This window comes from Mesorhizobium sp. P2_D6, from assembly GCF_056404315.1.
On record NZ_JBFUEG010000009.1, the window covers coordinates 123,331 to 140,400 of the forward strand.

Sequence of the window (17,070 nt, forward strand, 5' to 3'; positions counted from 1 at the left end):
ACGTGTGATCCCCGGCGAGATGTTTACCGGCATCTCGGCCAGGCGGACTTTGCTCCGGGATCATGCGACAGGACGAGGTTTCACCGTGCCAGCATCGTTCCGGCCCGATATCGAAGGATTGCGCGCACTGGCGGTTGCCGGTGTCATCGCCTTCCATTTCGGCCTCACCGGCCTGCCCGGCGGCTTTGCCGGCGTCGACATCTTCTTCGTCATCTCGGGCTATCTGATCACCCGCCATCTGCTCGCCGAAATCACCGAGACCGGACGGCTGGACCTGTGGCGCTTCTACGCCAGGCGCGCCAGGCGGCTGTTGCCGGCGTCGCTGTTCGTCATCCTTGCCACGCTGGTGGCCGGCGCCTTCATCCTGGCGCCGGAGGAACAGTCGCTCTATTCCAAGGGCGCCATGTACGCCTCGGCCTACATGATCAATCTTTGGCTGATCCGCTGGTCGTTCGACTACTTCGCGGCGGATGCGACCAGCAACCCGTTCATCCATTTCTGGTCGCTGTCGGTGGAGGAACAATTCTATCTCGCCTGGCCGGCGCTGCTTGTGCTGGCGGCGTGGCTGCGCCCCGGCAAGTGCGGCGCGATCCTGGTGATCGGCATTGCCGGCCTCATCTCGTTCGCCGTCTGTGCCTGGCTCACCACCATGGCGCAGCCCTGGGCCTTCTATTTCTCGCCGCTGCGCGCCTGGGAATTCGCCGCCGGCGGGCTGGCGACCATAGTGCCGCAAAAATTCTGGCAGGACCGCCCGCTTCTCGCCGCGCCGCTGGCATGGCTCGGCCTGGCGTTCATCGGCGGCGCCTATCTCAGCTTTAACGAGGACGCCCCCTTCCCCGGCTTCATGGCGCTGATGCCGGTGGCCGGCACCGTGCTGTTGCTGCTGGCGGGAGCGGCCGGCGTCAGGAATGGCCCCAGTGCCGTCCTGGCGCTGCCGCCCCTGCAGTGGGTCGGCAAGCTCTCCTACTCGCTCTATCTCTGGCACTGGCCGGTGATCGTCCTTGCCGCGACGCTGGTGCCCGAGCTTTCACCGCTGCAGCGGCTCGGCTGCATGGCGCTGACGCTGGCGCTGTCGCTGTTTACCTACCATGTCATCGAAAACCCGATCCGCCGCAACGGCTGGCTGATGGCCAATGCGGCGCGGGCGCTGGTGCCGGCTGTCCTCCTCACCGGCACCGGCGTCGCAGCCGCCTACGCCAATGCCAGGCTGGTCGTCCACGATCTCGATCCGCAGCAGCGCAGCATCGCCGCCAGCGCGGCGCGCCCCTCGACTGCCCGCGAGGCCGGCTGCGTTCTCAGCTATGAGACGGTGACGCCAAAAGCCTGCATGTTCGGGACCCAAACCGCCGGGCGCACGATTGCACTGTTTGGCGACTCGCATGCCGACCACTGGTCGACGCCGCTGATCGAGGCGGCTGAGAAGAACAACACCAAGGTCGTCACCTGGCTCAAATCCTCCTGCCGGGCCTCGCGGATGACAGTCTGGGTGAGCAAGCTTAAACGCGACTACACCGAGTGCGACCAGTGGCGCGAGCGATCGATCAGGCAGATCATCGCCGCGCGGCCGAGCCTGGTGGTGATCTCGGAGATCGCGCAGTCGAGTTTGCGCAAGATGTCGGTCGGCATGCAGATGCCCGAAAGCCGGGATTCCGACGCGCGGGCTGGCCTGCGCGCGACGCTCACCGCATTCAGCCGGGCCGGACTGAAGGTCGCCTTCATCCGCGACGTGCCGTTCAATGACGACCATGTCGACACCTGCGTGGCGCGCGCGCTGTGGCGCGGGCAGACGCCGTCGCTGTGCGACCAGAAACGGACCGAGGCCGCGAACGACGCCGGCGCGGCGATAGAGCGCGACATCGTGCGCACCGTGCCCGGCGCCAGCTACATCGACCTGACCAACCAGTTCTGCGACCAGCACACCTGCCACGCCTTCATCAACGGCAAACTCGCCTACCGCGACCGCCACCATCTGGCGACGCCGTTTGCAGAATCGCTGGAGCCGGTGGTGGAGAAGGCGCTGTTTTGATGCATGTCGCCCAAAAGTGTGCAGCGGTTTTGGGACAACGACATGCATGGAAACAAAGACTTAAAGCCCGTCGACTGAAACCGTTCAGTGCGGCGGGCTTTAAGGAGTGAGATGAGAACAGCGGGGGCGCTGGCGGCCTGACCTTTCTCCTCGAGGGAGGGGTCACATTGCTCCGATCCGTCCCCTCCCGGATCGGGGCAAATGCGGGTGAGAGGTGCTTCCAGGCTGGAGCACCTTTCACCCGGCTCCCGCCTGTCGGCGGCCGAACGCCATGCTGGAGAAACCCATGCCGAGGGAGCCTATGCGCCGGTTTCCTTCGTCACCTTCACCTCGACGGCCATCCCCAGAAAGCTCGAGGCACTGCCGGAGTAGCTTCCAGAAAGCGGTATGGCTTGTTGAGGGTGCCTGGCCACGGCCACCCTGATCAGATCCCGGTTGCCGACAATGCCATTGGTGGGATCGAACTCGACCCAACCGGCGCCAGGCAGGTAGACCTGGCACCAGGCATGCGTCGACCCTCCGCCGCGCACATCCGCACTGTCGCGGCTCGGCACATAGACGTAGCCGGTCACGAAGCGGGCAGCAAAGCCGAGCGAGCGAACTGCCTCCATCATGAAAAGCGCAAAGTCCCGGCATGTGCCTTTGCGCAGATGCAAGGTCATCAGCGGCGGCTGCGTCCCGGTTTCGACCCGCCGGGAATAGACGAAGCTCTCGTGGATGGCGTAGCAGAGCGTCATCAGCAATTTGCCGGTCTCGGTGTGTCCCGTGGCACTGACGAACTGTCGCGCCCATTTGCCGACCTCGTCGCCGTCGTCGAGATGATGGCGCTCCATGGTCTGAGCAAGGTCGGCCGCCTCGTCGGGATCGTAGGAGAATGGATAAATCAGCGCGGTCTCATCGATGCGGAAGTCCGGCGCATGCTGCGGCGTGTGATCGAGCCGGATGTCTGTCGCGAAACGGAGTTCATTGGCCGAACCCTCGAAATCGATCACCGCAACGCAGTTGCCAAAAACGTCATGGATCCAGCCAACCGCCTTCGGTTCGGGGTCCACGGACAAAGCATGGTCCAGCAGCCGCTGATCGAAACTGTCGCGCGGCCGACACATCACCCGATGCTCGCCAAAGCTCACGGGCTGGCGATAGCGATAGACGGTCGTGTGCTTGACTGAAAAAATCGGCATCGGAGCTCGTCGGCAAATTGGCCTGGGGCGCGATCATATAGTGTTTTTCGACGTGCGTTCGATGGGCGTGTTTGGGGCGTTCGCGTGGGGTGTTTTGCGATGCGGCGGAGCTTTGCGCAGCGAGGATGGTGGCGCGCAGAGGCGGAGGCACCTAATCAAGGTCAGACTGTCAGTGTATCGCGCCCGCGAATGCCTCTCTGTGATGAGCCAAGAATGCCGGATGTGGCCGCAACCTTGGATCTGATGGCAAGTGCAAACCTTGACGTTCCGGGCGGAAGAGATTCCTTAATTCACCGGGTACCCGGTTATGGGCCACCAGAAGCCGATGGTTCTCGTCTATCGAGATGAGATGTCGGTCGAAGAGCCAGTGCACTGTCGCGGACAGCGCAATGCCGTTTTGGACAACGTCCGGCCCGCCAGCCGCAACCGGTTTAATATGGGCCGCCTGAACTTCAGCTCTGCCGCCGCCATTGATGATCCGCAGGCCAGTGACGGCGCATGTATCCTCGTAGGCTCGACAGACCTCCAGCCGAAAAGCCGCGTCGCGGACTTTGCGGTTCAACAATATCTGTTCGACGCGCCGATCGACTGCCTCGGCCATTCCCACATGCGCTGGAAACGAAATGTCTACTGGCAGGATGTCGAGGTCTAGTTTCCTGGCGTTGGCCGGATCAAGGGTCTCGCTGAGGCCGGCCAGCACGATATCGTCAAAATCCTCCATCAGAATCGGACGCATAGACTTGCCCTGCACCGCTTGGCCAATGCGGCTGGGGTCCGTAATCGCGCGCAGCAGTGTCTCCGCATAGCGGCCATCCTTGATAAAAGGCACCGGCGTCGGAAATTCGAGGTAGTCCGCCACATTGGCATAGTAGTGATCGGCCCGAGCTGGGTCCGGCTCGACACCCGTCACTCTGGCGGTCGCGATATAGGCGCGGCGACCACCATTGCGTTGCGGTTCGCGAAACAGCACCCAATCACCAACTGCGTTTCGAGCGGCATCCAGATAGTTGCTGCGAGCGGGGAAATGATAGCGGCGGGTAATGTCATCGTCATAGCCGGATCCCGGCTTCACGTCGAAAACAGCTTTCATGATTATCCCAAACCCCGCACCATACGACCAGCTTATCTACATGGCAGCAGCGACACCACCGTCGAACCGGTCGCTGGATACTATCCTCGCCCACCCCTCCCCATCATCCCCTCGAATCCATCCGCCAGATTCGCCGCCGCCTCCACCAGCATCGAGCGTACGCTTTTCGGGCGGCCGGGGGTCGGGTTGGCGTCGAGCAGCACTGGCTGGCCCTGGTGGATGACGAAGTCGAACTTGCCGTAGTCGAAGCCGAGTTTCTGGCGCAGAAGGCGCATCTCGTCGGGCACCGGCACCGGCTCGCGCCTTATCGTCTCGGAGGCTTTCACCACCGCGTTGGGCGAGACATAGCGCGCACAGCGTTCGCGCGTCCCGCAGAACACCCAGATGCGGGTGCCGAACCCATCGGCGACGATTTCCGGCATGAATTTATCCACCACCAGATCGGGCCTTTCGAGAAGCTCTGGAGGCACGTCGCCGCGTGCGGCGAAAACCGCGTAGCGGGGCATTTCACGCGCGCCTGGAAAAGGTATCGGGCGACCGTGGCGCGCGGCGCGCAGATTGAAACGCGCTTCGGGCAGGCCGTGGTGGTTGAGATTGCTCTTGACGATGACCGGCCCGCTCCAGCCGTCACCGTCGCGCAGCAGCGCCTGGCTGATGCGGCGCTTGGAAATGTCCGAGACAGCAAGGTTCAGACAAAACGGAAAGCGGGCGGCATAGTCGACATAGGCTTGCGGCACGATGGTGGCGTCGACATGCAGGATGGCGAGATCGGCATCGGGCGCTTGCGACAGGCCGCAAAGCCGCCTCACCCGGTGGCCGCGCCGCTCGAGCTCGGCCAGGATGTCGAACAGCATGTACGGGCTGTCGCGCCGGCGCAGCAGGCGCCATGGCGTCTGGAACCGGTCATATTCATGCGTGACCACAGCGACGTGCGCCACGTGTGTTCCCCCAGGCGGCGACGCGCATATTCAAATGGTTTTGGTGGGATCGCAAGGATGGGAGCCAGCGAGGACAGCCGAGCGAAAGGCGCTGCACCCACCCCGCTTGCAAATCTCAACCCAAATGCCATCTAGATCACAGGCGCACCGCCGGTGCGCACCTGGCCACGGAGAACAAGACTTTGACGCAGCGAAGCGGCAGTGCGGACCTGCCGCTGCATGGCGGGCGGGTTCCGAAATGGCTGGGCGATCGCATGACGCGGCTGGGCGCGGTTTTGTGCGAGGCGATCATCCATCACTATGGCCGCGACGAGCTGTTGCGGCGGCTGGCGCATCCTTTCTGGTTCCAGTCCTTCGGCGCCGTCATGGGCATGGACTGGCACTCCTCGGGCATAACCACCTCGGTGGTCGGCGCGCTGAAGCGCGGGCTGAACCCGATGTCGCGCGAGCTCGGCATCCATGTCTGCGGCGGGCGCGGCGCACATTCGCGCAAGACGCCGCAGGAGCTGACCGCGATCGGCGAGCGCGTCGGCATCGATGGGGCGGCGCTCGCCACCGCCAGCCGCCTGGTCGCCAAGGTCGACAGCGCCGCCGTGCAGGATGGCTTCGACCTCTACCTGCACGGCTTCATCGTTACCGACGACAGCCGCTGGGTGGTGGTGCAACAAGGCATGAACGGCGACAGCCGCCAGGCGCGCCGCTACCACTGGCTGTCGGAAGGATTGACCAGCTTCGTCGACCAGCCGCATGCGGCGATCGAGGGCGAGCGGCAGGGCGAGATCGTCAACCTCACCGACCATCGCGCCGAACCGTCACGAACCGGGCAGCTCGACCTGTTGAAGACCATGAGCCCGGAGCGGATTCTGGACGAGCTTGCCGTGCTGGAGCCACCGACGAAAGCACCGCCCGCGAAACCAGCCGCACAGCCGATGCTGCCCAATCTGGTGATGCCGGCGCATCACGACGTGCGCGAGAGCGACATCCTCATGCACCGGCTGCACGGCAACATTTCCGCCGCCATCGAGAGCGGGCCGGCCGATTTCCCCGACCTGCTGCTGGTGCCCGGCGTCGGCGCGCGCACGGTGCGGGCGCTGGCCATGGTGGCGGAGGTGGTGCACGGCGCGCCCTGCCGCTTCTCCGATCCGGCACGCTTTTCGCTCGCCCATGGCGGCAAGGACCGCCACCCCTTCCCGGTGCCGCTGAAAGTGTATGACGAGACGATCGCGGTGCTGAAATCGGCCGTCGGCAAGGCAAAGCTCGGCCGCGAGGAAGAGCTCGGCGCGCTGCAGCGGCTGGATTGCGAGGCACGGCGGCTGGAGCGCTATGTCACCGGGCCGAGCCTGAAGGAGATCGTCGCCGGCGAGTTCGACCAGTCGCATCTGCTTGGCGGGCGCAGTGTGTTCGGGTGGGAGAAGGCGCCGGAGGATGGTGAAGTGCGGAAGCCGCTGAAGAAGGGTGCCTAGCACGCACGCTGAATCGGCCTGACGCATTGATAAGGATCGTCTGTCAGCGCCGCCCCTCATTGTCCTGCCGGACGTTCGTCATTCGAAAAGCCAAGCAGTTGGCTTTTCGTCCGCTTCGCGGACCATTCCTCAACTCCCCGTATAGTGACGGGGAGAAAGATGCTGTCCTCGCCGCTTTCGCCAATCGCCAACGTCGCAGAAAGGGCGCCGAGGTCGCGGCTGTTCCCTTCTCCCCGTCACTATACGGGGAGAAGGTGCCGGCAGGCGGATGAGGGGCGGCGCTACCCTTGAGTAAATGCTCCTGTAGGCACCTTCCGGCTCAGGATTTGATTCACTGAATTGCTCCAAGCGCCTGTTTTCATACCCTCCACGCTGCGCCCTTCAACAGGCGTGGCGAACGGATCAAAAAAGGGAGGATGATGGCTACAGGCGGTGACGCTGGCTTACCCTCATCCCGCAATGCTCGCGCAAGGTTGTTCACATCTTGCAAAACTATGGAACGAGGTCGCGCCCCGGGGGTTATATTAGGTCAACCTTGAACAGGAGGCAGCCATGAGAAAGCTCCTGCTTGCTTCGATTATCGCCATCTCCGCAGCGGCAGCGATGATTGCCCCGGCGAATGCCGGCGGGCGTGTCGTGATCGGCATCGGTAACGGCTACGATGACGATTATTACAGTGACGGATATCGCGACTACTACGGCGGTCGCTACGCTCCTCGCCCCTACTATCAGTACGATTCCTACGATAACGGCTTCAGGTACCACAGGTATCACAGGCATCATCGCCGCTGCCACATAGAGCTGGTCAAGCATTGGCGCCATCACCACAGGATCGTTGAAGAAATCCGCGTTTGCGAGCGGTGACCCTGGTAGCTTAAGCCGGTCCGGCCGGCATCTGCCGGCCGGCCGATTTCTTGCGCCGGCCTTATCGCGGCTTGCGCATCAGCATCATCCCGTAATGCACGGCCAGCAGGTCGAGCCCGACCTTCAGCAGCTTCACCACCACATCGCGTCCCTCGCCGGTGCGCTCGGCCAGCGCCTTCACCGACTGGCCCTCGAGGCAGATGTTGCGCACCGTATCGGCCAGTTCCCAATGCGCCAATGCGGCACTGGCGCCGGCATGGGCGCGGCCGGCGTTGAGCACGCGGTCGGGCATGCCGCCATTGATGCGGCTGCTATCGACGCGTTCTTCCCAAGGCATCGGCCGCAGCCCGTCGCGTGAGGCGCGCTCGAAATCATCGCGAAAGCGCTGGCCGGCCTCGCGCTGCTGGCGCGTCAGCGAGGTGATGCCGACGAGCGGATCGACATTGCGCAGCCGCACGACACCACCGGTCGCGGTGTAGCCATCATTGGAAACCTCGTAGACGCGCCGCGCCTCCTCGGTGCCGACGCTGAGCCGCTTGCGGCCGAAGCGATCATCCTTCAGCGCGAAATCATGGCCGATCTCGCGACGAATGCGCACCTGCTCTGCCTCGTCCCTGGGCAGTTTCGGCGGCTTTGCTTTCTGCGCGGTTTTTTTGCTCATCGGGTGATCCTTGTGGGGTGGATTGTTGAGCTGGAAAGGTTGGCATTCCTTCGCGCCCCCCTCTGTCCTGCCGGACATCTCCCCCACGAGGGGGGAGATTGGCAGTTTCCGCGGCGGCGCCTTTTTGCAACGTTGGCGATTGGCGAAAGCGGCGGCGACATCCGATCTCCCCCAAGTGGGGGAGATGTCCGGCAGGACAGAGGGGGGCGCTGTCCCGCCGACCTGTCACTGCTCATCGCTTCGCCAGCGCGCACCGGAGCCGATGCCTGGCGATCAGCCCTCGCCGAAACTGGTGCCTACACCACCTCCACCACAGGCCGGTGGAAGCGCGCCTGATGATATTCGCAGTAGCTTTTCAGCGCCCTTGTGCGCAGGCCGCAGCACAGCATGTCCGGTCCCGGCCGGCTGCCTGGCTCATCATTTTCGAGGTCTTCCTCCAGCGTCAGGTCGAGCGGCGCGCGGCAGCGGTCGAACAGGCAATCGATGAAGCGCATGGCGGCGACATGCGGCTGGCGACAGATGGCGGCGGGGCGCGGCGCCGGCATCTTGAAGCGGTAGATTTCGCCGTCGACCACCAGTCGCCCCTCGCCCGGGATCGGGCGTGCCGGCCGAGGCGGCGACAGTGGCTTGGCCGGTGGCTGAGGGGCCGGTTTGGCGACCGGCGCGGTTGGTGCTGCCTGCTTCGAAACGTCTGGCTGCCTTACGGGCTTGTTCGGCTGCACCGGGGGATTCTTCCCCGCGGTGTTCTGGTTGGCCGCACTCGCCCTTGCCGCATTCTTCCTGGGTCGGCCGCCGGACCGGCCGCCCTTGGGATTGGCAAAGTCGATGGTCTTCAGCGCACTGTTGCGGTGGACGATGCCGATGATGGCGTTGCGCGAGACCGGGCGGCCGCGCAGCGCCGTGAAGCGGATGGCGATCCTGGCCGCTGACAGGCCATCCCTGAGCCAGACGGCAATCTCCTGCAATTCGGTCTCGGTATAGGCAGTCATGTCGGATCCATTGATTTGCGCGCAAAGGCAGCGCTCGGCCTGAGGGCCAAGGCAAAGGTTCAGAACGTCGGGTTTGGTATTGTCAGGCGGTGCTGGCGGCCGGCAGGGCGCCTACGATATGCCGCAATGCAGCTTCCGCTGCCGCTTTGGTGAGGGCGGAAACCGCCCTCCCCGTCAGCCGGTCAAACAGGATGACCGTGCCGTCTTCCGTGCGGATACAGGAGATGCCCTGCCCGCCGGAAGCAGCCCTTGGCGCACCGGCGGCGCCATCGGGCAAAAAGGTGGCCGGAGCCGGGAGAGGAGCGGCTCCGGCCGTTCCGATCGACAGGGGGAGGCCGACCGGATCCGGGGCAAAAGCCCCGGTTGGCGTCCGGACCGGGGAGGAGGACGGCCCGGACGATTGGAGAAAGCTGACGATGCGTGCGGAAACGCTTGCGGTTTGTTTGATCATGCGCTAAGCGTACGATATGTACGAAGCGTACGCAAGCAAAATCGTACGTATTGGACGATAAATTTCAGGCAATTTGTACGATGCAGGAACCGAGGCACAGATTGCAGCAGGCACGGGCGGAGGCGGGTTATGCCTCGCCGAGCGACGCCGCGCGGGCATTGCGCGACATCAACAAGAACACGCTGATCAGCCACGAGAACGGCAACCGGCCGCTGTCGCGCAAGGCGGCGGAGAAATATGGCCGCCTGTTCGGCGTCGACCCCGGCTGGCTGTTGTTCAACGGTGAGGGCGGCAGCCTTGCGAGCGGCCATTTCGGCTTTGACGAGGCGGGCCGGCAGATCCCGATGCCGTCGCTGGCCACGGTCGACGTGCCCATCGTCTCGTGGATCAGCGCCGGCGAACTCGGCAGCCAAGACATGGTGGTCAATCTCAGCGATTATCCGACCATTCCCACCACCGATCTCGAGCAGGGCCAGTGGATTGCGCTGCGCGTCGACGGCCCGTCGATGAACAAGATCTCGCCGCCGGATTCGATCATCTTCGTCAACCTGCGCGACAAGCGGCTGGTGACCAATGGCTGCTACGTCATTTCCGACGAAACCGGCCAGGCCACCTACAAGCGCTATCGCCCCAACGAGAACCCGCCCTTCCAGCCGGCCTCCTACATGGACATCCCGCCACCGGCACTGGAAGGCGCCATCACCATCATCGGCCGGGTGAAGCGCTCAATGATCGATATGTGAGCGCCAATCTCCCCCCTCGAGGGGGAGATGTCGCCGAAGGCGACAGAGGGGGTCGCCGCGCGTGAAGCGCCGACTCTCCATCTGCAGGGTAAGTCGAGCACAGTCGGACCGACCCCCTCTGGCCGCTTCGCGGCCATCTCCCCCTCGAGGGGGGAGATTACGCTCCCAAAAACTCGTTCGTAAAATAGGGTCCAAAATCCGGCCTTTCCTTCAGCACCTTGCCATCACCATCGAGCAATATTCCGGCACTGAAGAGGTAGCCGCCCATCGCCTCGACCTTGGCCTTGTCGATGGTGCCGATGACGCCGTCCTGGCTGCGCAAAAAGTGCCCGTCGACCAGCATCTTCAGCGAGGCGTGGATCAGCGCCGGGTCGGTCAGCGCGTCCTTGTTGGACGCGATCAGCAGGTCGCCGGCTTCTTGCGGATGATCGACGGCGAATTGGTAGCCGCGCCGCGTTGCCTCGACGAAGGCGGAAGCCGTTTTCGGGTTTGCCTGGAGATAGGCATCGCTGGAGGCGATGACGGTAGTGTGCTCGTCGGGCACACCATAATCGGCATAGCGGAAGCCGCGTTGCCTGATGCCCTTCAGCTCGGCATCGACGCCTTCCCAGGTCGAGACTTCCAGCGTGAAGTCGACCGAGCCGTTGGCCAGCGCCTCATAGGCCGAGGTGCCGAGCGTCACCGTCTCGAAACTGCCCTTGCCGCCATCGTGGCGGATGATGGTCGAGATCAGCGTGTTTTCCCAGGCGCTGCCGAAGCCGCCATAGGTCAGGCCGTCGAGATTCTTCGGGCTCTTGATCTCGCTGCGATCCGCGTTGAAGACCAGCCGGCCGGTCTCCTGCTGCACCACGGCGTAGACCGCCTTGAGGTCGGCGCCGGCGGCGCGCTGGGTGAACAGGCCGACGCCGGCAATGCCGAAATCGGCGATGCGGTTGGCGACCAGCGTGCCGGCGCCGGTATCGCCATAAGGCAGGATGTCGACGGTGAGCCCGGCCTCGTCGTAAAAACCTTTGTCGCGGGCCACGAACAGGCCGATGTGGTTGGTGTTGACGGTCCAATCAAGCGCGACGGTGATTTTTTGCGCGGCAGCATGAGCGCGCGAGGCCAGCGGCAGTCCGGCAGCCAGCGTTAAAAGCAGCGCTTGCCGGCGGGTGAATTCGGTCATGATAAACTCCTTTGAACGGTCTGCGGGAACGAGGCTCGGTCCGCTCCGGTATCGAGCAGCGTGTCGAGGATTTCGGCTTCGAGTACAGCGGCCTGGCGCGCGGCGTCGCTGCCGGTGGTGCGCGGGCGCGGCAGCGGCACGGTAATCACGCTGATGATGCGAGCGGGCCGTGACGACAGGAGATAAATGCGGTCCGACAGGTACACCGCTTCACGCACGTCATGGGTGATCAGCAGCGCCGTCCAGCGATGACGCTGCCACATGCCTTCCAGCCAGCGCTGCATGGCCGCGCGTGTCAGCGCATCCAGCGCGCCGAAGGGCTCGTCGAGCAGCAGCATGTCGCGTTGCTGCACCATTGTGCGCAAAAGCGCAGCGCGCTGACGCATGCCGCCGGAGAGTTCCGCCGGCCAGGCGCGCTCGAAACCGGCAAGGCCGAATTCGGCGAACAGCGGCGCGACTTGCTCCCGCGCCGTCCGTCGCGGCATGCCCTGCACTTCGAGCCCCAGCGTCACATTGTCGATGACGCGCCGCCACGGCATCAGCGCGTCACGCTGCGGCATGAAGGCGAAATGGCGACCATGGTCATCGAGTGGCGCACCGTCGAAACGCATGTCGCCCTCGCCTTTCAGCGCACCGGTGAGCAGTTGGAACAGCGTCGACTTGCCGGCGCCGGAGGGGCCGAGGATGGACACGAACTCGCCGGCCGCGACATGAAGCGAAATGCCCGCGAGCACCTCCAGCGCGCCGAAGCTTTTGCTGATATCGCGGAGTTCGAGCCGTGTCATTGGGAGCTCTCTCCCGAAGGCTTGCCGCCGCGGCTCTCGCTCCCCGCATTTTCCCAGGGCATGGCGAGGCGCTGGATGAGCACCGCAAGGCCGAACAAAGCAAGCGTGAGCGCCGCGCTGACGGCGACCGCTGCGAGCACCAGATCGGGGCGGAAATTGTTCTTGGCGTTGAGCATATAGATGCCCAATCCCTTCGCCGCCCCCGCATATTCGGCGAAGATCGCGCCGACCACGGCGTAAGTAATCGAGATCCTCAAACCGGCGAAGAAATAGGGCAGCGCCGAAGGCAACCGCGCCAGCCAGAAGATGCGCCAGCGCCCTGCCCCCATGGCGGCGAGCATCTGGGCAATCTCCTTGCTCGTTGCAGCGTAGCCTTCGACCAACGCCACCATCATCGGAAAGAAGGTGACGAGTGCGACGAGCAGGATTTTCGGCATCAGCCCGAAGCCGAACCACAGCACGATGAGCGGCGCGATGGCGACCAGCGGCAAGGTCTGGCTGACGATCAGCAGGGGGAAGAGCGCGCGGCGGAGCGGGGTCAAAAAATCGACCAGCGCCGAAAGCACGAAAGCAGCCACCAACGAGCAGGCAAAGCCGGCAAGCGTGGCGCGGATGGTGGGAAGCGTATTGTCGGCAAGAGCAGCGCGATTCTCCCAGGCTTGCAGCAACACGCGCGACGGCGCCGGCAGTATGGTGGGCGCTGCGCCACCATAGCGGGCGTAGAGCTCCCAGGCCGCGAGGAGCAGGGTGAAAGAGATGGCTGCGGGGATGGCCTTGGCGATGGCGGCGGCTGATCTCCCCCCTTGAGGGGGAGATGTCGCCGAAGGCGACAGAGGGGGTCGCCGGCCATAGAGCGCCCACGCCTTGCCGATGCGAAAAGAGCGTCGGCGCTCCACGCGCTGGAACCCCCTCTGGCCTGCCGGCCATCTCCCCCTCAAGGGGGGAGATTCACTTGCATCGCGGTCTTCGCCAATCGCCAATGGCTCCCCTCCTCTTTGTACTGAGGGGTCGGAGGCATCTCCCCCACGCGATGGGTTGAACGAAACAGCCACGGCAAATATCCTTGATGAACGACGCCTGAGCCGCGGCTCAGGCGGCGCTCGGGCTGTTCGCCGAAATCGTGATGTCGAGGGTGACGTGGCCGGCGCCCGGGCCGAACCGGCAGAAGGCCTCAGTCAGCGTGGCAAACACCGCGCCGGCATCGCCACGCAGTTTGGTGCAGAAGTTCTTCGAGCGTTCAAAGACGCCGGACTGCTTCAGGAAATCGATGCAGCCATAGATCTCGTCCATATGGTCGCCCGTGCCCATCACATAGAGCGAGAACTGCGCCGCCACCGGCTGGTCGGTCGATGGCGTGGCCTGGACGGCGCGGATCGCGGCGACCTTGCGCTCGTCCTGCGCAATGGCGGGTCCGCCGATCTCGTCGGAGCGGCAGATCGGATCGTCGGGCTCACCTGGACAGCCGCGCGAAACCGCAGCCGAAAGCACGCAGTGCTTGCCGCTTTTGGCGGCCGCCACGAACAGGTCGCGCATGGCTGGAAACAACACCTCGGGCGGCCCGACCAGAAGCGTCGAGATGTCGTCGGTTTCGATCCTCAGCCGGTCACGCCAGGGATCGAGCGCGCCAAGCGCGCCAAGGATGACGCCGACGAAATCGTCGGTCATGGGATAAAGGGAAATCTGTGCACCGGAAAACATCGCCCGCCTCGCTCCGCTGGTATTATCCAGATCAGCTTTAGAGTCCGAAGGCTTGCCGCCCTCATCTCAGCCCCGACCGTACGGAGCACCCCTGTGGATGGGCGGGTTAAAGCACTGTTCGAGGCATTGGGGAAGAGTATTTTTTCGACTGTCATCGCGAAGTGTGTTGGGCCAGGTTTCTTGGCTTCAGGAAAATCCGCATCATTTCGAAAGTTGAATTCGTTCAAATTGTACGCGTCATCCTTGACGAAATGTCGTACATAAAGTACGATATTTCCTTTCAACAAGGGGAGTTCCGTGAGCACAGCGAACCATGGCGCCTTCGCCGACCTCTCCCGCCCGCTGTTGTCACTGCCGCTGCTGCCGCCCCTGTCGTTCGACCAGCGCGAACGCGTTGCCGGAGCATGGCGAATGGCCAGCCAGGACATCGCCGACGATATTCGTTTCATCCGCCAATATTTGAAAGTGATTGCCGAGAAGGACGAGAGGCTGTCGACCGGCACGCTCGTTCACAGCCGCGCCTATGTCGAAGCCTGCGCCGGCTGGCTGCCGCAGACGGTGGCGCGCTATCTGCGCCACCTGCGCCAGATCACCGAATGCGAACTGGTCATGACAGCTGCCGGTATCCGCTTTGCCCTGTCGAGTTACGCCTGGGAGTCATAGGGTATCACGCGGTCTTCATACACAATGAATTGCGCTCCCCGTGGAGGCGCAATTCGTCAGGTTAAGAGACCCTGGCGGGCCGAACGGCGACGTCCAGAACGGGGCCGCCCAGGCGAATTCTGCCCTTGCCTATTTCGACTTGGCCTTGCCGGACTTTGCGGCCGCCGGCTTTGCAGCCTTGGGCTTGGCGTCGGCCTTGACGGGCTTCGCAGCAGCCTTCTTCGCCGTCTTCTTCGGTTTGGCGGCCGAACCATCTATTTCGGCCGTGGCCTGTTCCCAGTGCTCCTGATGCGCGCCTTCCGGGCGGCCGGCCTGTTCCCAAATCTCATGTGCGCGCTGGCGAATGCGGTCCTGTTTGTCGTCCGTCACTTAAGCCTCCGTGGTTGGGTCCGATGGTTAGGTCCAGATTCCACGAAAACATTAGCCGAAATTTGAGCCGGCGTCTTGAGTGACGAGCTGCTTTCAACGCGGATCGGAAACGACCGCAACGCCGAGCAGCGCCGCTTTCTTGGTGATCAGCCCGGCGAGGTCGGCATCCGACCGATCCGTGCCGGTGCGCTCCCGCAAGAGCGCAATCGCTTCCTTCATCGACAACAGCGCGGTGCTGCGCTCAGCCAACAGCTTGTCGCAACACGCCGCCACGTTGGTCTCGACATGCGGCAACATGAGCAATGCTCCTTTCATCATTCGGCCCTGCCGCCCTTGTTGGGATGAACGACAGGGCCGTATTGGTGGTTCGGTCAGTTGTGGCCAGCGTTATTCGACCACCTCAACGATCCTGCGCGTGCTGGGATCGACCAACACTGTATGGTTGTCGACCACAGCGTATCTGTACTGAACGTCAGGAACCTCCTGCAGCTCGACAGTGTCGGGCAAGGCGGAGCCGACATTCAATTCGACGCCGAGAAGACTGACCGAGGCCAGCGGATGTTTTTTTACGTATTGGTGCACGACCGTGCGCTGTTCGGGGGTGATGATCACCTGCTGCTGCGCCGGCTGCGTCACAATGACCTCGTCGGCCGCGGCAACACCGAGACCTGCGATCATGGCGAGCCCGGCGACTACTGGAATAAGGACGGTTTTCATCTTCGTCTCCTGTCGTTGTTTGCGAGCTCCACCGCGTTCCCGCACGAGGCGAAAACAGCACAAATCGCGATGGCGGGCTCCGGGAGGCAAACGCCTCTCGTACGGTCTTGTTCCGTAAGTGGAGACTAATTGATCGGCCCGACCAGCCATTATTGCCGGAACCGCACCGGCATGATTCGCATTGAAGGACGATCCCTCAGGAGACTTTCAAAATGGACGATATGCGGCTGCAAAGTCCCGTGGCAATTGCCGTCGGCGCCGGCTTCCGACGCGACATCACCACGCTAGCCGAGATGCAGAATTTTCTTCGGGAATGGCCGCACGCCAGGCGCGGCAAGATTTACGAAACGGCGCTGAGGGCCTGCGAAATGGCCAGGGCTGGACACGTGACCAAGGACCAGGCGCGGCGGGCTTTCGCAGCCTTTACCGAGGCGGCCGGCATTGCCTGGACCGGCATTGATCCGGTGACGGCGCTGCGCCTGGCCAAGGCTGGACCTGGCCGGCCCCGGTCCACACTGTAGAGACCTCAAGCGAGATCATTGCTTCGGTGGCTGCACAGGCACCTCGCCGGGCTTGATCACCGGTGTTTTGCCCTGGTCCGGCGGCGGCTGCGTCATGCCCTGGTCACCGCTGGGCGGCGGCTGCAGCACGCCGCCGCAAGAACCAAGATCGGCGGTCGAATTGCCATTGCCGTCATCGGCGGGAGGCGGCTGCTGGCCGCCATCCTGGGGCTGCGCCTGGCAAGGCGCGGGAGGAGCACCCTCGTCGCTGTCTTGCGCGGCGGCAGGGCCGGCAAGTGCCAGCAGTGCGCACGGCAAGAAAACAAAGATTTTCATTGTCCGGTCTCCGTCTGGAATCGTCTTCCTTTTGGCAAATGCAGCCCAGCGGCAATGGTTCCCCGTGGTTCCCAAGCAAGGTGGACCGGTTTCGGGAACCTGCGTGCCGGCGGCGAGTTCCACCTTCTCGATGCAGGCACCGACCAGGGAGAAAATTATGGACCCGCGTAGAAAACCAAACGACGAAGTGGAAGCCCCGACGCCGCGCCAGCAAGACTGGGATGCGTTGCGTGGCGCAAGGATCCTTCCCGACGGGGCAGATGAAGAAAGCCTGCCGGACACCACCGGTGTCGAGAAGGAAGGCGGCCTGCCTGCGGAAGATGACGACAACCCCTATCAGGACAGTGACGATGCCTTGCCCGACGATGCCGAGGAAGCCGCCATTGGTCGCGACCCGGCGCGGCGCGGTGGTCCTTTCGACGAGGTGTAGG

General features: G+C 63.7%; 21 protein-coding genes and 1 riboswitch. Of the genes, 7 read left to right on the top strand and 14 right to left on the bottom strand.

Annotation, left to right across the window (positions count from 1 at the left end; all coding sequences use genetic code 11):
* The first annotated feature begins 85 nt into the window (after positions 1 to 85).
* A complete protein-coding gene (locus AC1D1L_RS20345) occupies positions 86 to 2,026 on the top strand; it encodes an acyltransferase family protein (protein ID WP_477343244.1) in 1,941 nt (646 codons plus the stop codon).
* Between the two features lie 299 nt (positions 2,027 to 2,325).
* On the opposite strand, the gene AC1D1L_RS20350 is transcribed toward AC1D1L_RS20345, so the two are convergent.
* The 3 genes from AC1D1L_RS20350 to AC1D1L_RS20360 all read right to left on the bottom strand — a co-directional run bounded on the left by AC1D1L_RS20350 (position 2,326) and on the right by AC1D1L_RS20360 (position 5,235).
* Entirely contained in the window at positions 2,326 to 3,207 is an 882-nt protein-coding gene (locus tag AC1D1L_RS20350; protein ID WP_477343245.1) for a transglutaminase family protein, read from the bottom strand.
* Positions 3,208 to 3,376: 169 nt separating this feature from the next.
* A complete protein-coding gene (locus tag AC1D1L_RS20355) occupies positions 3,377 to 4,297 on the bottom strand; it encodes an HNH endonuclease (RefSeq protein ID WP_477343246.1) in 921 nt (306 codons plus the stop codon).
* A gap of 80 nt (positions 4,298 to 4,377) precedes the next feature.
* Positions 4,378 to 5,235 carry a hypothetical protein gene (locus AC1D1L_RS20360; RefSeq protein WP_477343247.1) on the bottom strand — a complete coding sequence of 286 codons (858 nt, stop codon included), beginning with the start codon at positions 5,233 to 5,235 and terminating at the stop codon, positions 4,378 to 4,380.
* 182 nt (positions 5,236 to 5,417) lie between these two features.
* On the opposite strand from AC1D1L_RS20360, the gene AC1D1L_RS20365 reads away from it, so the two are divergent.
* Positions 5,418 to 6,698, top strand: coding sequence for a DUF763 domain-containing protein (locus tag AC1D1L_RS20365; RefSeq protein ID WP_477343248.1), 1,281 nt, complete (start codon positions 5,418 to 5,420; stop codon positions 6,696 to 6,698).
* Between the two features lie 552 nt (positions 6,699 to 7,250).
* Positions 7,251 to 7,562 (top strand): hypothetical protein, encoded by a 312-nt coding sequence (locus AC1D1L_RS20370; protein ID WP_477343250.1) that lies wholly within the window; start codon positions 7,251 to 7,253, stop codon positions 7,560 to 7,562.
* Positions 7,563 to 7,623: 61 nt separating this feature from the next.
* Here AC1D1L_RS20370 and AC1D1L_RS20375 read toward each other — a convergent pair whose 3' ends face one another.
* From AC1D1L_RS20375 to AC1D1L_RS20385, 3 genes are all read right to left on the bottom strand, one after another.
* Entirely contained in the window at positions 7,624 to 8,223 is a 600-nt protein-coding gene (locus AC1D1L_RS20375; protein WP_477343251.1) for a DUF6456 domain-containing protein, read from the bottom strand.
* Positions 8,224 to 8,519: 296 nt separating this feature from the next.
* The gene (locus AC1D1L_RS20380) at positions 8,520 to 9,212 is read right to left on the bottom strand and encodes a GcrA cell cycle regulator (RefSeq protein ID WP_477343252.1); all 693 of its coding nucleotides are present in this window, start codon (positions 9,210 to 9,212) and stop codon (positions 8,520 to 8,522) included.
* 82 nt (positions 9,213 to 9,294) lie between these two features.
* Positions 9,295 to 9,663, bottom strand: coding sequence for a hypothetical protein (locus tag AC1D1L_RS20385; RefSeq protein WP_477343253.1), 369 nt, complete (start codon positions 9,661 to 9,663; stop codon positions 9,295 to 9,297).
* 80 nt (positions 9,664 to 9,743) lie between these two features.
* On the opposite strand from AC1D1L_RS20385, the gene AC1D1L_RS20390 reads away from it, so the two are divergent.
* Positions 9,744 to 10,406, top strand: a complete 663-nt coding sequence (locus AC1D1L_RS20390) for a LexA family transcriptional regulator (protein WP_477343254.1) — start codon at positions 9,744 to 9,746, stop codon at positions 10,404 to 10,406.
* 157 nt (positions 10,407 to 10,563) lie between these two features.
* Here the strand turns inward: AC1D1L_RS20390 and AC1D1L_RS20395 are convergent, their stop codons facing one another.
* From AC1D1L_RS20395 to AC1D1L_RS20410, 4 genes are all read right to left on the bottom strand, one after another.
* A complete protein-coding gene (locus tag AC1D1L_RS20395; RefSeq protein ID WP_477343255.1) occupies positions 10,564 to 11,571 on the bottom strand; it encodes an ABC transporter substrate-binding protein in 1,008 nt (335 codons plus the stop codon).
* Positions 11,568 to 12,356, bottom strand: coding sequence for an ABC transporter ATP-binding protein (locus tag AC1D1L_RS20400; protein ID WP_477343257.1), 789 nt, complete (start codon positions 12,354 to 12,356; stop codon positions 11,568 to 11,570). The genes AC1D1L_RS20395 and AC1D1L_RS20400 overlap by 4 nt, the downstream gene beginning before the upstream one ends.
* Positions 12,353 to 13,189: an ABC transporter permease gene (locus AC1D1L_RS20405; RefSeq protein ID WP_477343377.1), complete on the bottom strand. Its 837-nt coding sequence runs from the start codon at positions 13,187 to 13,189 to the stop codon at positions 12,353 to 12,355. Before AC1D1L_RS20405 ends, AC1D1L_RS20400 begins: the two co-directional genes overlap by 4 nt.
* A 256-nt stretch (positions 13,190 to 13,445) precedes the next feature.
* Positions 13,446 to 14,054, bottom strand: coding sequence for a YkoF family thiamine/hydroxymethylpyrimidine-binding protein (locus tag AC1D1L_RS20410; RefSeq protein WP_477343258.1), 609 nt, complete (start codon positions 14,052 to 14,054; stop codon positions 13,446 to 13,448).
* A riboswitch (TPP riboswitch) is annotated at positions 14,045 to 14,157 on the bottom strand. Its footprint overlaps the gene before it by 10 nt.
* A 194-nt stretch (positions 14,158 to 14,351) precedes the next feature.
* Between AC1D1L_RS20410 and AC1D1L_RS20415 the strand changes: the two genes are divergently transcribed.
* Positions 14,352 to 14,717 (top strand): hypothetical protein, encoded by a 366-nt coding sequence (locus AC1D1L_RS20415; RefSeq protein WP_477343259.1) that lies wholly within the window; start codon positions 14,352 to 14,354, stop codon positions 14,715 to 14,717.
* Between the two features lie 129 nt (positions 14,718 to 14,846).
* Here AC1D1L_RS20415 and AC1D1L_RS20420 read toward each other — a convergent pair whose 3' ends face one another.
* The 3 genes from AC1D1L_RS20420 to AC1D1L_RS20430 form a co-directional block, all read right to left on the bottom strand.
* On the bottom strand, positions 14,847 to 15,086 hold the full coding sequence (locus AC1D1L_RS20420; RefSeq protein WP_477343260.1) for a DUF2934 domain-containing protein: 240 nt from the start codon (positions 15,084 to 15,086) through the stop codon (positions 14,847 to 14,849).
* 93 nt (positions 15,087 to 15,179) lie between these two features.
* Positions 15,180 to 15,383: a hypothetical protein gene (locus tag AC1D1L_RS20425; RefSeq protein ID WP_477343261.1), complete on the bottom strand. Its 204-nt coding sequence runs from the start codon at positions 15,381 to 15,383 to the stop codon at positions 15,180 to 15,182.
* A gap of 90 nt (positions 15,384 to 15,473) precedes the next feature.
* A complete protein-coding gene (locus tag AC1D1L_RS20430; RefSeq protein ID WP_477343262.1) occupies positions 15,474 to 15,803 on the bottom strand; it encodes a DUF1236 domain-containing protein in 330 nt (109 codons plus the stop codon).
* Positions 15,804 to 16,015: 212 nt separating this feature from the next.
* Here AC1D1L_RS20430 and AC1D1L_RS20435 point away from each other — a divergent pair, with 212 nt between their 5' ends.
* On the top strand, positions 16,016 to 16,324 hold the full coding sequence (locus AC1D1L_RS20435; protein ID WP_477343263.1) for a DUF982 domain-containing protein: 309 nt from the start codon (positions 16,016 to 16,018) through the stop codon (positions 16,322 to 16,324).
* Positions 16,325 to 16,339: 15 nt separating this feature from the next.
* Here the strand turns inward: AC1D1L_RS20435 and AC1D1L_RS20440 are convergent, their stop codons facing one another.
* Positions 16,340 to 16,639, bottom strand: a complete 300-nt coding sequence (locus AC1D1L_RS20440; RefSeq protein WP_477343264.1) for a hypothetical protein — start codon at positions 16,637 to 16,639, stop codon at positions 16,340 to 16,342.
* 157 nt (positions 16,640 to 16,796) lie between these two features.
* Here AC1D1L_RS20440 and AC1D1L_RS20445 point away from each other — a divergent pair, with 157 nt between their 5' ends.
* Positions 16,797 to 17,069: a hypothetical protein gene (locus AC1D1L_RS20445; protein WP_477343265.1), complete on the top strand. Its 273-nt coding sequence runs from the start codon at positions 16,797 to 16,799 to the stop codon at positions 17,067 to 17,069.
* Position 17,070: the final 1 nt, after the last annotated feature.

Coding starts and splice junctions, on each gene's coding strand:
- AC1D1L_RS20385 (WP_477343253.1), bottom strand. CDS start 9,663: ATGATCAAACAAACCGCAAGCGTTTCCGCACGCATCGTCAGCTTTCTC.
- AC1D1L_RS20370 (WP_477343250.1), top strand. CDS start 7,251: ATGAGAAAGCTCCTGCTTGCTTCGATTATCGCCATCTCCGCAGCGGCA.
- AC1D1L_RS20390 (WP_477343254.1), top strand. CDS start 9,744: ATGCAGGAACCGAGGCACAGATTGCAGCAGGCACGGGCGGAGGCGGGT.
- AC1D1L_RS20425 (WP_477343261.1), bottom strand. CDS start 15,383: ATGTTGCCGCATGTCGAGACCAACGTGGCGGCGTGTTGCGACAAGCTG.
- AC1D1L_RS20375 (WP_477343251.1), bottom strand. CDS start 8,223: ATGAGCAAAAAAACCGCGCAGAAAGCAAAGCCGCCGAAACTGCCCAGG.
- AC1D1L_RS20445 (WP_477343265.1), top strand. CDS start 16,797: ATGGACCCGCGTAGAAAACCAAACGACGAAGTGGAAGCCCCGACGCCG.
- AC1D1L_RS20395 (WP_477343255.1), bottom strand. CDS start 11,571: ATGACCGAATTCACCCGCCGGCAAGCGCTGCTTTTAACGCTGGCTGCC.
- AC1D1L_RS20430 (WP_477343262.1), bottom strand. CDS start 15,803: ATGAAAACCGTCCTTATTCCAGTAGTCGCCGGGCTCGCCATGATCGCA.
- AC1D1L_RS20435 (WP_477343263.1), top strand. CDS start 16,016: ATGGACGATATGCGGCTGCAAAGTCCCGTGGCAATTGCCGTCGGCGCC.
- AC1D1L_RS20350 (WP_477343245.1), bottom strand. CDS start 3,207: ATGCCGATTTTTTCAGTCAAGCACACGACCGTCTATCGCTATCGCCAG.
- AC1D1L_RS20355 (WP_477343246.1), bottom strand. CDS start 4,297: ATGAAAGCTGTTTTCGACGTGAAGCCGGGATCCGGCTATGACGATGAC.
- AC1D1L_RS20400 (WP_477343257.1), bottom strand. CDS start 12,356: ATGACACGGCTCGAACTCCGCGATATCAGCAAAAGCTTCGGCGCGCTG.
- AC1D1L_RS20380 (WP_477343252.1), bottom strand. CDS start 9,212: ATGACTGCCTATACCGAGACCGAATTGCAGGAGATTGCCGTCTGGCTC.
- AC1D1L_RS20440 (WP_477343264.1), bottom strand. CDS start 16,639: ATGAAAATCTTTGTTTTCTTGCCGTGCGCACTGCTGGCACTTGCCGGC.
- AC1D1L_RS20410 (WP_477343258.1), bottom strand. CDS start 14,054: ATGTTTTCCGGTGCACAGATTTCCCTTTATCCCATGACCGACGATTTC.